This window comes from Paenibacillus lutrae (assembly GCF_009757775.1).
Lineage (GTDB): Bacteria > Bacillota > Bacilli > Paenibacillales > NBRC-103111 > Paenibacillus_F > Paenibacillus_F lutrae.
In genome coordinates, this window is the sequence record NZ_RHLK01000015.1 from 97,921 (window position 1) to 111,856 (window position 13,936).

Sequence of the window (13,936 nt, forward strand, 5' to 3'; positions counted from 1 at the left end):
GCTGTTCTTCGCTTTCAAATATTCAGAATCGTGGTAATATGAGTGATAACGGGATTTGTAACTATCTGGAAACGGTTATGGCTATACATATAATTTCTAGGCCAAAAGGAGGTTACCCTCATGTTTGTAGTGACTCCGCAATACGTCAACGATACGTACCGAAGTCATTCCAGCTTGTTCCGGATTCAAGCCATAAGGCGAATGAACGCTATGGCGCCGGCAGGACGCAGAGAAGCTTTTGCCGAGACGCTCTTTCCCCAAACCAAGAATCCGGGCAGGGCAGGCGCCCCGGCTGAAGAAGCCGAACGCGGCCGCACCCGCTCGTCCCAGCTATCACCGGGTAGCAGCACCTCTGGCTTTGTGGATTCAGGTGCTCCTGCCCTGCTCCGCAGGCTGGGTGAGACGAATGAATGGAAGAGACCCAGTGTAGCGCAGGAAGACTCTCCGGGTGAATCCTCCGAAGGATTGTACCCGGCGGAAGAGTTCCTTCCAGACATGCTGCCGCTGAAGGTCGCGCATGCTCTTAGGGCGTACCGCCCTTACTCAGGGCGCCAATCCTCTCTGGATACCGCCATGTAAATAAAGAAAGTCCGTCCCGCTTCGATCTGGAGCGTGACGGACTTTCTTTATTTAGCTGGTCTTTGACACAAACCGATTACCAGCTAAAGACAACAAGTTAATTAATCACCCGGCCTGCAAGGGTTATCTACACAGCGGCTTGGTCATTCAGCCAATCCATGCTTAAACGCATAAATAGCCGCCTGTGTGCGATCCTCGACACCCAGTTTAGCCAAGACGTTCGTGACATGGAATTTAACCGTCTTAATTCCGATAAAGAGATCGTCCGCAACTTCCTGATTGGACTTACCGGTCGCAATAAGACGGAGTACTTCCATCTCGCGCTCAGTCAAGTCTTCATGAGGGGCAGCAGCCGGCTTCGGCTGACGAAACCGGTTCATGAGTTTGGACGCTACTTGTGATTCCAGGATCGACTGTCCTTTGCCCGCAGCTCTGATAGCCTGCGCAATCTCCGTAGCCCGGGATGTTTTGAGCAAGTAACTGAACGCTCCCGCCTCAAGCACCGGATACATTTTCTCATCATCCAAAAAGCTGGTCAGCACAATGACTTTACAGTCCGGATAGAGCTGAAGCAGCTTTCTGGTCGTTTCGATTCCGTCCATTCCCTCCATGACAAGGTCCATCAGGACTACGTCCGGTTTATATTCCTGCGCAAGGCGAATGCCCTCTTCCCCGTTGCTCGCTTCACCGACGACTTCAATCCCGTCCTCGGTTCCCAGTACAGCTGCGAGCCCGATTCGCACCATTTCATGATCGTCTACGAGGAGCACTTTAATTAACGTTTCCATTATTTGTTGTCTCCCTCCATTATAATCGGTACCCGGATTTCGATCCTTGTACCGCTGCCCGGTGCTGTCACCAGTTGAAGCGACCCCCCGATTTCGTTCACCCGCTCCCGCATCGTCGATATGCCGTAGGAAGTCTGTTTCTCCTCATCCAGATCGAATCCGACTCCGTTATCGCGGAAGAGCAGACGGAGCCACCCCGCTTTCTGCTGCATCCTCAATTCCAGCTTGGTTGCCTTAGAATGCCGCAGCGCATTGGACATAGCTTCCTGCACAATCCGGAACAGATGGTCTTCAATCCCCTTAGTAAGGGTGATATTCTCATCAACTTCCCACATGATTTCCATCGGAACTTTTGCCTTTAACTCTTCCAGGAGCCGGTTCAAACCTTCGGACAACTGCTTGCCTTCGAGGTGAACCGGACGCAAATGAAGCAGCAGCGCTCTCATTTCAGACTGCGCTACCGATGACATTTCTTCTATCAAATGGATCTGGCGCTGTGCGCGCTCAAAATCTTTATCCAGCGTCCGGAGCGCAGCCGTTGCCGTCATGGAAATCGCAAAAAGCTGCTGGCTGACGGCATCGTGAAGCTCGCGGGCCAGGCGCTGTCTTTCCTCAATAATCGCGGACACTCTGGCTTTCTCCGCAAGCTGTGCGTTATTGTTGGATAGCCGCTGCAACGACGCAACCTGCTCCTCCCACTTCTTCACGACACGGCCGAGCTGCTCGCCCAGACGGCCGATTTCATCCTCCCCCAACGGGGGCAGGGTGGAACGGGACAGGCTGCCGATTTCAAGAAGCTGCATCGTCTCCATGAGAAGCTCCAGCCGCCGCGTCGTCCGGTTACTGTTCCAGTATCCGTAAGCGGCACCCAGCACAATGGCTCCTCCGATTAGCATAGAGCCAATTCTGAGTCCCTCTCCCCATGAAGCAATAGGCACGATAAATTTCGCGGAATAAAGCAAATAAATGACGAAAGAAAGCACCGCTAAGCATAGAACGATCGATTCTGCCATGCTCCGCCAGATCATGTTGGTCAATCTTTTTTTGTAGCTTTCCATGGCTCATCTCCCTTCCGCCTAATCCAGCGGTGTACTGATTTCATTTCTCCATATGTGAAGTACAGGTCTGAATTACAACAGCCTTACGTCTACATCCCCTACGATAAAAGAAACGATTAGTTTCACCTGATTCTCTCTCGTGTCATAATTCGGAGATTGCCAGATCAGCTTGTTCATGACTCCCGATTCCTTCTGGGAAGGCGAGCTGACTTGCCCAATCGTAACCGCTGACTCAATCGAGACCCCGATTTCCTCCGGAACGATCAGCCTTACATCCCCAATGATTCCCTGGAGAACGAGCGTTGTTTCTTTTTTGTCGAGAATAGCGTATGAAAAGTCCATATGAACCTCTCCCATGACAAACCAGATGCTGCTGTCTTTAAGAACCCATGGTTCTTTGCCGGGGCGGATCGTGTCGATCAGATGCTGCCGCTGGATAAAATCATCACCCGGTTGAAATTTCCTCGAACGAATATAAAACACACCGAGTGAAATGAGGATAATGGCCAGCACCAATGAGAAATCATTGCCCAGCAGAATGACAGCCCCGATGCTCATAATAATGATACCTTTTCTCTGGGATTCATACTTGACCTTATAGAAGCCAAACAGCATGAGCACAAGCGCAATCACGACAAAAATGCCGAACCAGCGCTCTAGAATCAGGAAAATACCCACTGCAATTAACAGCAGTGCTGTATTACGATGGCGATTGTTGTTGTTTGTTTGCTGCTTCATGGGGCACCTCCTACTTCTGCTCTGCTGGCGTTTTATTTATATCAATGTTTCTATTAAGGCTATCCGTTCAGCTTTAGCGCCTAACCTTTGGCTGGCAGGCCAATCCATAGTCTTCAGCCTTTCATAGCATATCATAATCAATTAACCTCTCCAAGATAAGAAATGTATACGTTAATTGTACGCCTCCTTTCCTTAACGAGACACCGTCCCCCGGCGGTATCCCACCTGGACCAAGGTCGGGGCAGATAGTCTGTGCGGCATGGCGGCCCGCGTCACCTCCCCTCCCATTAAAAGCGGAACGTATAAATTAAGGAGTGCTTTCCGAAACTAAACCAATCACCAACAGACCCTTCGGTATACGTTTTCCCTATCTTAATCCTGTATATATCTTGTCTGTCGACCAAAGAGAGGTGTAATTCACGATGTTAATTTCATTAAAAATGTACCTTCGACCTGCCGCTCTGCTGCTCTTTGCCGCTTCATTCTGCTTCCTTGCGCCCCCGGCTGCTCTTGCGGGGAGAATGCAAGCCACGCCCGTCCATGCCGTCCCGCCGTCTGCCGGAAGTCCTACACAAGAAATCCGCGCCCAACTGTATGATGTGGATGAGCAAAAAGTCGTGCAAACCCTTTTAGTAACCGAAGAGATGCGGTCCGAAGCGCTCAAGTGGATCGGCGGTATCAAAGAAGTTGCCGTCCAGTCCAAAATCGATGCGGTCCAGGGTGTCGTCCTCAAGCTTCCGCTTGATCCTCCGCTGGCAGTGAATAACCGCTGGCTGCAGGCCAGCACCAACGAGCTTTTCCTTTTCCTGGATCCCGCCAAATTGAATGAGCCCCTGCTGCTTGTCTTTACCACTCCCGGCAAGCCCTATTTGTTTAAAACTTCCGTACAGATCAAGCCTTTTCTTGAACAAGAACGGCTGCTTCGCTATTTGAAGCCCATCCCGTCTTCGGAATCTTGACCCCTCTATTCTTCTTTTCCAGTCGATGATAAGTGCAACCCTTTTTTTCCGCCATGCGTAATAGCTTCCATAGGGTCAATAAACTGGAGAGGTGATTACCATGCGGGAAGACTGGAAAGAGCGATATGAAGAAACCCTGGGCAAGGAAAGCGAATTGGATCATTTGAACCGCCGTCTCACCAAGGTGATTTCAGAACTGGAACATGCTAAGCGTAACCGGATTGCGGCAGAAGCCATATTGGCAGAGGAAAGCCGTGACGTGCAGCAGCTCGAGAATCCTTCCTTTCGTAATATGTGGTATACGATTCTAGGACGCAAAGAACAAAAGCTCGAAGAAGAAGAGGCCGAGGCTCTGCAAGCCCGTATCCGATTGGAAGAAACCAGCACGGCCGAAGAACAGCTCACCTATGAGAAAGAACAGCTGGATATAGCCATTGCGAATACGCGGTCATGGGAACAAGAAGCTGTGCAGTTATTGAGGGAGAAAGAAGACTGGCTGCGCGAGCAAGACCCCGAGATCCGCAGCGAGCTCAATGATTTGTACGCCCGACGAAAAACAGTGCTAAATGAATCCAAAGAGCTCGCTGAAGCCGTAACGGCAGGACGAAGAGTGATTGACTCCTTAACAGAAGCACAGGAGCTCCTCAAATCCGCCAAGAACTGGGGGACTTACGATATGCTCGGAGGCGGAATGATCGCTACTCATATAAAGCGCAGCCGTGCGGATGAGGCCAAGAACAAAATAGAAGCGGCGCAGTCCAACATGCGTAAGTTCAAACGGGAATTGGAGGATGTCGGGAGGCACTCGGATATGAACCTGGATTACGGCGGGTTTCTAGGCTTTGCCGATTACTTTATGGACGGGTTTGTCTTTGACTGGATCGTGCAGGGACGCATATCCACTCTACAGGAGAAGGTGCAGCAGACCCTCACACATCTGAAGCCTCTGCTGGCCGAACTGCAGAAGAACCAGCAAGCCGCTGTCGGAGAAGAAGCGCAGTTGTCCAGGCGCATCAGTGCCCTCATTCAGCACGCTTAATGAACCCTTCAATAGGAGCCAGGAAACCGGCTGGTTCTGCACGGATCTTGATTCTGCTGGCCCAAGTACTATGCCAAGCCAGCTTTACCGCCATGCATCTGCCAGCTGCGTGTTAGCATGTGTGACCACATGCCACACGCGCTCTTGGAGCATCGCACGCGCGACAAAAGCCGCACAGACGGGGCATCGCTCCCGTTCTGTGCGGCTTTTGGTACGGAGCCGGACTAGAAAAAGTCCGGCAAATAACACGCACGGCGTGGCAGTGCCGCCTGCAGCAGCTCTACGGCCTGCCCGTGGCCCTGCAGACGGCCGAGCCGGTGCAGCTCGCCGGCGCTCTTGCTGCCGAGCAGCAGGACAGTCAGCGTGCGAATATCGCACGCCAGCCCGTGGGCGGCCGCTCCGTCCGCGCCGCCGGGTTCTTCCGCGGTCTTGGTAACGACGGCGGTACCCTCAGGCCCGTTCAGACGCAGCTCGAACGTGCCATGGTTCCAAGGCGCCTGCTCGTCACGTACGTGCAGGCTTAAAGCCGTATCAGCCGGCAGGCACGCATGCCGCAGCTCCAGCTGGCTCAAGAAGCCTTCCACGTCAACGATCCGGGCGGAGAAATATGCTCCGATCTCCTGCTTGATCCGCGGATCTTCGAGCTCAAATGGAAGGTCATCGTCCGGAGGTGCCTGCAGAGTTAATTTACGGAACATGGAATCATGATCGCTAATAAATTTCCACAGACCGCTTTTCGAATCCTGATCCAGATAGACCAGCTCGTGTATCGTACATTCATAGTTCTCGATCTGATAATGCACATATCCGCGAGGCTCGCCAGCCGCATTCAAATAAACGCCAACGTGCCCCTTCTTCTTAAATATGCGGGAGTCCCACCACTCCTGTGTACGTTCGATCGGCCCGTTAAACTGCTTCGCGTATGCTTCATAGATCGGATTAAGGACAGCGGCACTCGGTGTGACCCGGGTGATGCTTCCTTCCGCCTGCTTCATTCTCGGCAGCTGATTTGTTTGCAGCTCGTATCTCTTATAAGTCATGGACAATTCCCAGCCAAACTTGCGGTAGAAAGCAACAGCAAAAGGATGCAGGTAAGAGATCGTCTGCCCGTTTTCTTTCATGACCTGCAGGGCTTTCGATAACAGTTGGCTGACCATGCCCTGGCGGCGGTGCTCCGGCCAGCTGGCCACTCCTGCTACGCCTCCCATTTTAAACGGCTTATTATAAATCCATGTAGTCATATCAAAAATAGTCAGCTTCGATGCTAATTTGCCGTCAATAAAGAAGCCCCAGGTCTGCTCCGGGTCAGCTGCCGCGAGGCGTTCCACGATCTCCTCTTCAGGCAGCTCATATTGAAAAGCGTACATCGACAAATTCATACTGTCACGAAGTTCTTCCTGCCGGAGTGTTCTAATTTCGATCATAACTTCCCTCCTCCATATTTTGCGCAAAAGAAATATTCGGCTCGTCAGCCTCCAATTTGAGACATTCTGCGAAGAGTGGGCTCATGCGAGGGTGATTCTCCGACTAGCGCTTTAGCCATTTCATGGCTTTCCGGCTTGATAGCGAGAGCCTTGAAAAACAGTTCTTGCAGCGCCTTCTCATCACCCAGATAAGCGCGGACATTATATTCATGCGACCAATAGAGACACGGCTTGATATTACCATCCGCCGTTAAACGGAGCCGGTTGCATGAGGCGCAGAAATGATCGCTTACCGGGTGGATCAGACCAAATGACCCTCTTGCTCCACGTATGCGGTAATTTTGTGAAGGCCCATTTCCAGTGAGAACCCCGGCCGCTTCAAATGCCCAGCCCTTATCCTTACACCTTTCCAACACACGGGAAAGCGGGACATAACGTTCTTTCCAACTCATATCTTGGTGACCGATCGGCATATATTCGATAAACCGCACCTGGATGTCCTTGTCAATTGTCATTTGTAGAAAATCGTCAATCTCATCTTCATTGAGTCCCTTCATCAGGACCACATTCAGCTTAACGGGCTCAAATCCAACCCTATATGCGGCATCCAGGCTCGCCAGAACCCGCTTTAAGTCCCCGCCTCTCGTAATCGTTCTGAAGCGGTCTTCCCGCAAAGAGTCCAGGCTGATATTCAAGCGGGTTAATCCCGCTTCTTTAAACTTCTCCGCATGCGGAGCAAAAAAAATACCATTCGTGGTAAGTGCAATATCGCGAATGCCCGGTATGTCGGCCAGATCAGCTATAAGAAGATGTAAGTTTTTACGGACTAACGGCTCTCCTCCCGTAATTCTCAGTTTGCTGACCCCGAGCCCGGCAAGAACGCGTACCACTTCGGTAATTTCATCAAAACGGAGCAGACTGTCATCCGGTTCAAATGCTAATCCTTCTTCCGGCATACAATAGACGCAGCGTAAATTGCACCGGTCCGTTACCGAAATCCGTAAATAGTCGTGCAGCCTTCCAAATTTGTCTTCCAGCTTAGCAGGAAAGGTCATCATCCCTGCCCCCTGTCGGCATTCGCACTTACGGTCTGATCCGCCTCTGCCAGTTTTTTCTCAAATGAACCTCGCCAACTCTCGGCTAGAGCCTCATTCGACAGAATGGTCCGGTAATCTTCAAAGTTATCCGTCTTGCTGTATTTGCAGCGGTTAACAAAATCAACCGAGAGTCCTTGAGAATGACGCTCAACGAGAGTAAATGCCGGTTGTACCGGTATCCATCCTTCCCTGAGAACGCGCAAATAGAAACCGGTATAGCCTGTTTCCTGGACTATCAGCGGGAGCTTGGGATTGTCATGCAAGTAGCCCAGCTTGAAGCAGGGGCGTCTGGGCTGAGAAACCTGTACAAGGGCCTCCCCCAGTTCATAGATGTCCCCTATGCAGGTATCCTTTTCCGTAAGCCCTTCAACGCTTATATTTTCACCGAATGCCCCGAATGAAAGAGGACCAAGAAGCTCCTCCCAGTAGGAATAATGATCGGTGCTGTAGACACAAAGTGCTTTGTCCGGACCGCCATGAACAGCAAGATCGGCTTGTCCATCGCCATCCAATTGAACTTTTGACAAGTACAGCGGGATGCTGACCGGGTTTTTGTAAATACCTGTTTCCAGATGTTTATCGCGATATAGAACTGTCTTCGGTTTCCCGACATTTACAGAGACAATTTTGGGTGACATGGGACCTCTCCTCCCTGATCTTTTTAACCAATATAGCAAAAAAAGAAGGAGAAGTCGCATATAGGCAAAAAAAAGAATCCCCTTGCAGAATGTTCTTCTGTACGAGAATTACTTAGCCGCCTAATTTAATTTTCCGGTACGTATCTATGAAAGACAAAACGTCTACCCGTTTTCCTTGTTTCTTAGCCACACTGGCCATAGAAAGCAGCGTTGTCCAAAATTCATTTAGAACCTGAGCTTCTTCAGTCATCTCTTCTCTATTTCTACGGGGAAGTTCGCCCCTGTTATCATTGGAAATCAACATCTGTACCTGCTTGCGCTTCCACTCATCCCCTTTAACGTATGACACGCCAATCTCCCGCAGCTTCTTCCGCACGGAAGTAACTGGTCTGGATAACTCCTTGGCAATAACAGACGGCGGACAATCTTTTGACAGCGTACAGAGTCTGTCCATTTCCTGTGTCGACCAAGATTTTTTAGCCATGTACAACAACTCCGTTTCTTTATCGATTTAAGACCCGGCTTTATCTAAACTTAATGTTTATAAGATTAGGATAGCAAACAATTGTTAAAGAAGTTTTAGGAAAATGTAATGCTACCCCCAAAAAGAAATAATGTTCTTCGAATTCCCTCATTTTCTTTTAAATTCTCAATTTTAAACCTGACATCTCCTTTTTTTAATTAGAAAATAAGCTTGTTTACTTTATCCCCCTAAAACCAGTTATCCGTTTGGATTAATATGATTTAAATCGAATATAAAAAAAGAAGCATTCGCTGCCGCGAATACTTCTCTGCATTTTTTAACAAAAGCACCCCTCTGCATGCTATGTTCCATAGGGATACTTCAGTGATTTTCTTTTACATAGTCGTGATCCTTTACATATCCAAAGCCCCTGAGCTCATTTGATCCTTTATCGGAGGCCTCTTACACATCCCTGCATTTACACGCCTAAAGTATGGCCCACAGGTTTGCCGTCTTGTAGTTTCTTCTCCGTGATTAGCTTGTTGGTCAGAGAACCCAGCTGCTCAATCTCGACCGTTACCTGATCTCCATCCTTCAAATAAACCCGGCTTTCACGAGGATATCCTACTACAACTCCTTCCGGGGTTCCCGTAAGAATTACATCCCCCGGCATTAACGTCATATGATGAGAGATATAGCTGACTAACTCCTCTACATTAAAAATCATATCGGAAGTATTAGAATCTTGACGCACCTCTCCATTTACAAGAGAGCGGATCTTCAGACGATTCGGATCGCCCACTTCACCGGGAGTTACGAGATACGGCCCAAGAGGTGCAAAACCATCACAAGATTTCCCGATCATCCATTGGTTTGTTCTTCTCTGCAAATCCCTTGCGGACAAATCATTCGCACAAGTATATCCGAAGATATAAGAAGATGCCTCTTCCTTACGGACGTCTTTTGCTTTTTTACCGATAACAATAGCTAGTTCGGCTTCATAATCGACCTCTTTCGTCACTTCCGGCAGAGGTACGTCACAATTATGACCCGTCAACGCATTTTTAAATTTGTTAAATAGGATCGGATGCTCCGGCACTGCAGCTTTAGTCTCTTCCGCGTGCTTCTGATAATTCAGCCCTACACAGATAATTTTATCCGGATTGGGTACGCTGGGACAGAACACCAGTGAGGACTCTTCTAATAAATAAGGTTCATTAACTGAAGACTCAGGAAGAGCATCAACCAATCTCTGAAGAGCTTCCACTGCTTCTTCTCCGCCTTCTATTAAAGCATGAGTATGTGTGGGGACTGATCCCCCGTTGCAATCCGGCAGGTTTTTTACAGCTTCCGCAACATCCAACACTCCCTGTTCAAGTTTAATCCCCAAACGTGGTCCATCTTCGCCCATAAACGTTACAAATTTCATGTATATCCCTCCTACAATTAATAGCACTTTGGTTATCCAGACAGTACCATTCATACTTTAAACTTACAAATTCTTATTTATCTGAACAAGTGCCCATGAATAATTTAATTCCTATTCGTTCAAAACCAAACAACTTTGGTACTTATCGGACTAACAATTTACAATCGCTGCAACTTATTTTAACTATTTACAGTCTATTGCTGCTCCCTTACCACACTTCTTAAATCCACATTTTCTTATTTACCCATTCCCAAAACTCGACAAACATTCCTATCTATTTCGGCCTGTCTATCCTACATAATAGCTTAAGACTCAAACACACATAATAAGTTAAGACTCCGATCATAAAATAAAATGAGGATTCAACTTTTTAATTCGTGGGTATAAGTGTAAGAGTTCCTTTTGTACGTTTTTTTGCGGACTTCTGTATAGATTCTACAGATAGTGATAAACAATTTCCGAGGAAATAATTTAAAGGCAGAGAGTCTGTCGAAGCCTGCAACATTTTTATAAATAAAGGAAAATGATGACAATTCCATAGTTTATGGAATGGCTGTTCAGCTGTGTACCCTAATTTTACCTGACTGTATACAACTTCGACATGATTTTATGAAAAAATTCAATCAATCTAACGTCAGTCAAACTAAAGAAGGCTAATATATAAATAAATATGGCTGCACTTAAAAGGAGAGAATATCGATGTTTACAACCATTCATGGGCTGCAAACCTATTACCAGGAACAAGGCTCCGGACCTGCTTTGCTCCTCTTACACGGATTTCCTCTAGATCACCGGATGTGGCAGGATCAAATTGATTATTTTAAAACCACCCATCGTGTAATTGCCCCTGACCTTAGAGGTCTAGGCCAATCAGATCCGCATAAGGATTTGATTACATTGGATCATCTGGCAGATGAATTATTACTTTTATTGGACCAACTTCAAGTGGAAAAAGCTGTGCTAGCCGGATTTTCAATGGGCGGCTATGTGGCATTCAGTTTAATGCGTAAAGCTCCCCAACGCTTTGCAGGGCTTGTTCTCGCTAATACAAGACCTGATGCCGATCCTCTTGAAGGGCAAATTAACCGTATGAAAATGGCGGCTTCTCTATTGGAGAAAGGAACGCACGCTGCTGCTGACTCTATGATTCCCAAACTTTTAACAGAGGAAACTTTGGCAAGCCGTCCGTCACTTGCAGAAGAATTAAACCAACAAATCCTCGACATGGATGCTTTAGGTCTCGTTCATGCCACACTAGCTATGGCATTCCGAAAAGATTCCACCGAATTATTAGCTGAGATTGAGGTTCCTACATTAGTTATCGCAGGTGAAAAAGATACCATTACAACTCCTGAGCTCATGCGTACGATGGCTTCCCAACTTCCACAAGCCGAGTACGTTCAAATTGAAGGAGCCGCACACCTGACAACACGTGAAAATCCACAAGCATTTAACCAACATCTAGAGCAGTTTCTTAATCGCATTGCTTTATAACCATTGAGAGCTAAGATCTATCTGCCTGGTCCATGACTAGCCTTATACATGCGCATGCAAAAGAGCCTGTAATTCCACTTCAAAAGTGTGTATTACAGGCTTTTTGTTTATGTTCTTTATCCTGAACCCTCATTAAAGGCTCCATCCGTAATTTACTTACCATATCGTCTCAGACCAGCTTTCTTATAAAAGGGAAAAACCCGATGTTATCTGTTGATAACATCGGGTTTTAAATTATGCCGGTGAAGGGACTTGAACCCCCACTCCCTTGCGAGAAACGGATTTTGAGTCCGTCGCGTCTGCCATTCCGCCACACCGGCAGGTGTATATGGCGTGCCCTAAGAGATTCGAACTCCTGGCCTTTTGATTCGTAGTCAAACGCTCTATCCAGCTGAGCTAAGGGCACAAACTGTTAAGTCACTTTTGGTGCCGAAGACCAGACTTGAACTGGTACGGTAGTCACCTACCGCAGGATTTTAAGTCCTGTGCGTCTGCCGATTCCGCCACTCCGGCAAGAAGAATAGTGGAGGCGCCACCCAGACTCGAACTGGGGGTAAAGCTTTTGCAGAGCTCTGCCTTACCACTTGGCTATGGCGCCTTAAGAAATATGGAGCGGAAGACGGGAATCGAACCCGCGACCCTCGCCTTGGCAAGGCGATGCTCTACCGCTGAGCCACTTCCGCATAATGTACTGGGGGTATAGGATTTGAACCTATGCATGACGGAGTCAAAGTCCGTTGCCTTACCGCTTGGCTAACCCCCAACATCAGTTGTTTAACTAGCTAGTAAGAAATGGGGCGGACGAGGGGAATTGAACCCCCGAATGTCGGATCCACAAACCGATGCGTTAACCACTTCGCCACGACCGCCATACAGTATTTAATTGGCAGGGGCAGCAGGAATTGAACCCACACTAACGGTTTTGGAGACCGCTGTTCTACCTTTAAACTATGCCCCTAAAACTGGTGGAGGCTGATGGATTCGAACCACCGAACTCGTCAGAGAACAGATTTACAGTCTGCTGCGTTTGGCCACTTCGCTAAGCCTCCATGAAACTGGTGCCGTCGAGAGGACTTGAACCCCCAACCTACTGATTACAAGTCAGTTGCTCTACCAATTGAGCTACAACGGCATATGAAATTCATAAATGGTGGCTCGGGACGGAATCGAACCGCCGACACGAGGATTTTCAGTCCTCTGCTCTACCGACTGAGCTACCGAGCCTTATTATATGTTGACCGACCATTTATATACTTGGTTTTGTAAAAAATGGCGGAGCTGACGGGATTCGAACCCGCGGTCTCCTGCGTGACAGGCAGGCATGTTAGGCCTCTACACCACAGCTCCAGGTAATTAATTGCGGGGGCAGGATTTGAACCTGCGGCCTTCGGGTTATGAGCCCGACGAGCTACCGGGCTGCTCCACCCCGCGTCAGTTAAAGCTACATATGGTGGACGCTGACGGGATCGAACCGCCGACCCTCTGCTTGTAAGGCAGATGCTCTCCCAGCTGAGCTAAGCGTCCATAGATTTACATTATAATCATAAATGTTAAACTTGTCAAAGTTTATTTATATGATGACCCGTAGGGGATTCGAACCCCTGTTACCTCCGTGAAAGGGAGGTGTCTTAACCCCTTGACCAACGGGCCATATATAGATGGCGGAGAGAGAGGGATTCGAACCCTCGAGACGATTTCTCGCCTACACGATTTCCAATCGTGCTCCTTCGACCACTCGGACACCTCTCCATATGGCTCCCCGAACAGGACTCGAACCTGTGACAACTCGATTAACAGTCGAGTGCTCTACCAACTGAGCTATCAGGGAATAAAGAAAACTTATCAGGGTTGTACCCTGAAAACTAGCAGCGAAAGATGTAAAAGATCCATCCAAAGATCTTGTGGTGCACCGCCTACGCGATGCTTCCGATGACGGCCTCTACTTTCGTAAAGACCTATAGGTCAAGCCCTCGACCGATTAGTATTGGTCAGCTCCACACATTGCTGTGCTTCCACCTCCAACCTATCTACCTCGTCGTCTTCAAGGGGTCTTACATACTGGGAAATCTCATNGATGACGGCCTCTACTCTCGTAAAGACCTGTAGGTCAAGCCCTCGACCGATTAGTATTGGTCAGCTCCACACATTGCTGTGCTTCCACCTCCAACCTATCTACCTCGTCGTCTTCAAGGGGTCTTACATACTGGGAAATCTCATCTTGAGGGGGGCT

At 48.5% G+C, this 13,936-nt stretch carries 12 protein-coding genes, 17 tRNA genes and 1 rRNA gene; 4 read left to right on the forward strand and 26 right to left on the reverse strand.

Translation table 11 applies throughout. From position 1 onward, the window contains the following. Positions 1 to 120: 120 nt before the first annotated feature. Complete coding sequence (locus tag EDM21_RS20165; RefSeq protein WP_157338238.1) at positions 121 to 579, forward strand: hypothetical protein; 459 nt, start codon at positions 121 to 123, stop codon at positions 577 to 579. A 143-nt stretch (positions 580 to 722) separates the two neighbouring features. Here EDM21_RS20165 and EDM21_RS20170 read toward each other — a convergent pair whose 3' ends face one another. The 3 genes from EDM21_RS20170 to liaF all read right to left on the reverse strand — a co-directional run bounded on the left by EDM21_RS20170 (position 723) and on the right by liaF (position 3,163). Continuing rightward, positions 723 to 1,367: a response regulator gene (locus EDM21_RS20170; protein WP_157338239.1), complete on the reverse strand. Its 645-nt coding sequence runs from the start codon at positions 1,365 to 1,367 to the stop codon at positions 723 to 725. Next, positions 1,367 to 2,425: a sensor histidine kinase gene (locus EDM21_RS20175; protein ID WP_157338240.1), complete on the reverse strand. Its 1,059-nt coding sequence runs from the start codon at positions 2,423 to 2,425 to the stop codon at positions 1,367 to 1,369. The genes EDM21_RS20170 and EDM21_RS20175 overlap by 1 nt, the downstream gene beginning before the upstream one ends. 72 nt (positions 2,426 to 2,497) lie before the next feature. After that, positions 2,498 to 3,163, reverse strand: a complete 666-nt coding sequence (liaF, locus tag EDM21_RS20180) for a cell wall-active antibiotics response protein LiaF (protein ID WP_157338241.1) — start codon at positions 3,161 to 3,163, stop codon at positions 2,498 to 2,500. A 422-nt stretch (positions 3,164 to 3,585) separates the two neighbouring features. Here liaF and EDM21_RS20185 point away from each other — a divergent pair, with 422 nt between their 5' ends. Both EDM21_RS20185 and EDM21_RS20190 read left to right on the forward strand, forming a co-directional pair. Then, complete coding sequence (locus tag EDM21_RS20185) at positions 3,586 to 4,122, forward strand: hypothetical protein (RefSeq protein ID WP_235918288.1); 537 nt, start codon at positions 3,586 to 3,588, stop codon at positions 4,120 to 4,122. 100 nt (positions 4,123 to 4,222) lie between these two features. After that, on the forward strand, positions 4,223 to 5,161 hold the full coding sequence (locus tag EDM21_RS20190; RefSeq protein ID WP_157338242.1) for a hypothetical protein: 939 nt from the start codon (positions 4,223 to 4,225) through the stop codon (positions 5,159 to 5,161). Between the two features lie 224 nt (positions 5,162 to 5,385). On the opposite strand, the gene EDM21_RS20195 is transcribed toward EDM21_RS20190, so the two are convergent. The 5 genes from EDM21_RS20195 to EDM21_RS20215 form a co-directional block, all read right to left on the reverse strand. Further along, positions 5,386 to 6,585 carry a GNAT family N-acetyltransferase gene (locus tag EDM21_RS20195; protein ID WP_157338243.1) on the reverse strand — a complete coding sequence of 400 codons (1,200 nt, stop codon included), beginning with the start codon at positions 6,583 to 6,585 and terminating at the stop codon, positions 5,386 to 5,388. A gap of 44 nt (positions 6,586 to 6,629) precedes the next feature. Then, positions 6,630 to 7,640: a GTP 3',8-cyclase MoaA gene (gene moaA, locus EDM21_RS20200; protein ID WP_157338255.1), complete on the reverse strand. Its 1,011-nt coding sequence runs from the start codon at positions 7,638 to 7,640 to the stop codon at positions 6,630 to 6,632. After that, positions 7,640 to 8,320, reverse strand: a complete 681-nt coding sequence (locus EDM21_RS20205) for an MOSC domain-containing protein (RefSeq protein ID WP_157338244.1) — start codon at positions 8,318 to 8,320, stop codon at positions 7,640 to 7,642. The genes moaA and EDM21_RS20205 overlap by 1 nt, the downstream gene beginning before the upstream one ends. A 112-nt stretch (positions 8,321 to 8,432) precedes the next feature. Next, on the reverse strand, positions 8,433 to 8,804 hold the full coding sequence (locus EDM21_RS20210) for a hypothetical protein (RefSeq protein ID WP_068773841.1): 372 nt from the start codon (positions 8,802 to 8,804) through the stop codon (positions 8,433 to 8,435). Between the two features lie 457 nt (positions 8,805 to 9,261). Next, positions 9,262 to 10,212: a fumarylacetoacetate hydrolase family protein gene (locus tag EDM21_RS20215; RefSeq protein ID WP_157338245.1), complete on the reverse strand. Its 951-nt coding sequence runs from the start codon at positions 10,210 to 10,212 to the stop codon at positions 9,262 to 9,264. 699 nt (positions 10,213 to 10,911) lie between these two features. On the opposite strand from EDM21_RS20215, the gene EDM21_RS20220 reads away from it, so the two are divergent. After that, positions 10,912 to 11,706 carry an alpha/beta fold hydrolase gene (locus EDM21_RS20220; protein ID WP_157338246.1) on the forward strand — a complete coding sequence of 265 codons (795 nt, stop codon included), beginning with the start codon at positions 10,912 to 10,914 and terminating at the stop codon, positions 11,704 to 11,706. 237 nt (positions 11,707 to 11,943) lie between these two features. Here EDM21_RS20220 and EDM21_RS20225 read toward each other — a convergent pair. From EDM21_RS20225 to EDM21_RS20310, 18 genes are all read right to left on the reverse strand, one after another. Then, positions 11,944 to 12,026, reverse strand: a tRNA-Leu gene (locus tag EDM21_RS20225). A 9-nt stretch (positions 12,027 to 12,035) separates the two neighbouring features. After that, positions 12,036 to 12,112, reverse strand: a tRNA-Arg gene (locus EDM21_RS20230). An 18-nt stretch (positions 12,113 to 12,130) separates the two neighbouring features. Beyond that, a tRNA-Leu gene (locus tag EDM21_RS20235) sits at positions 12,131 to 12,219 on the reverse strand. A gap of 11 nt (positions 12,220 to 12,230) precedes the next feature. Next, positions 12,231 to 12,304 (reverse strand) — tRNA-Cys (locus tag EDM21_RS20240). A 10-nt stretch (positions 12,305 to 12,314) separates the two neighbouring features. Then, positions 12,315 to 12,389, reverse strand: a tRNA-Gly gene (locus tag EDM21_RS20245). A gap of 8 nt (positions 12,390 to 12,397) precedes the next feature. Continuing rightward, a tRNA-Gln gene (locus EDM21_RS20250) sits at positions 12,398 to 12,469 on the reverse strand. 30 nt (positions 12,470 to 12,499) lie between these two features. Further along, positions 12,500 to 12,575: transfer RNA gene (locus EDM21_RS20255), tRNA-His, on the reverse strand. Positions 12,576 to 12,590: 15 nt separating this feature from the next. Next, positions 12,591 to 12,664 (reverse strand) — tRNA-Trp (locus tag EDM21_RS20260). Between the two features lie 5 nt (positions 12,665 to 12,669). Continuing rightward, positions 12,670 to 12,755: transfer RNA gene (locus EDM21_RS20265), tRNA-Tyr, on the reverse strand. Between the two features lie 7 nt (positions 12,756 to 12,762). Continuing rightward, a tRNA-Thr gene (locus EDM21_RS20270) sits at positions 12,763 to 12,838 on the reverse strand. Positions 12,839 to 12,854: 16 nt separating this feature from the next. After that, positions 12,855 to 12,930, reverse strand: a tRNA-Phe gene (locus tag EDM21_RS20275). A 46-nt stretch (positions 12,931 to 12,976) separates the two neighbouring features. After that, positions 12,977 to 13,053: transfer RNA gene (locus EDM21_RS20280), tRNA-Asp, on the reverse strand. A gap of 10 nt (positions 13,054 to 13,063) precedes the next feature. After that, positions 13,064 to 13,137, reverse strand: a tRNA-Met gene (locus EDM21_RS20285). A gap of 17 nt (positions 13,138 to 13,154) precedes the next feature. Next, positions 13,155 to 13,230, reverse strand: a tRNA-Val gene (locus EDM21_RS20290). Positions 13,231 to 13,284: 54 nt separating this feature from the next. After that, positions 13,285 to 13,356: transfer RNA gene (locus EDM21_RS20295), tRNA-Glu, on the reverse strand. 9 nt (positions 13,357 to 13,365) lie between these two features. Then, a tRNA-Ser gene (locus tag EDM21_RS20300) sits at positions 13,366 to 13,455 on the reverse strand. 3 nt (positions 13,456 to 13,458) lie between these two features. Continuing rightward, positions 13,459 to 13,534, reverse strand: a tRNA-Asn gene (locus tag EDM21_RS20305). 275 nt (positions 13,535 to 13,809) lie between these two features. Next, positions 13,810 to 13,936, reverse strand: a 23S ribosomal RNA gene (locus EDM21_RS20310); the annotation flags it as partial.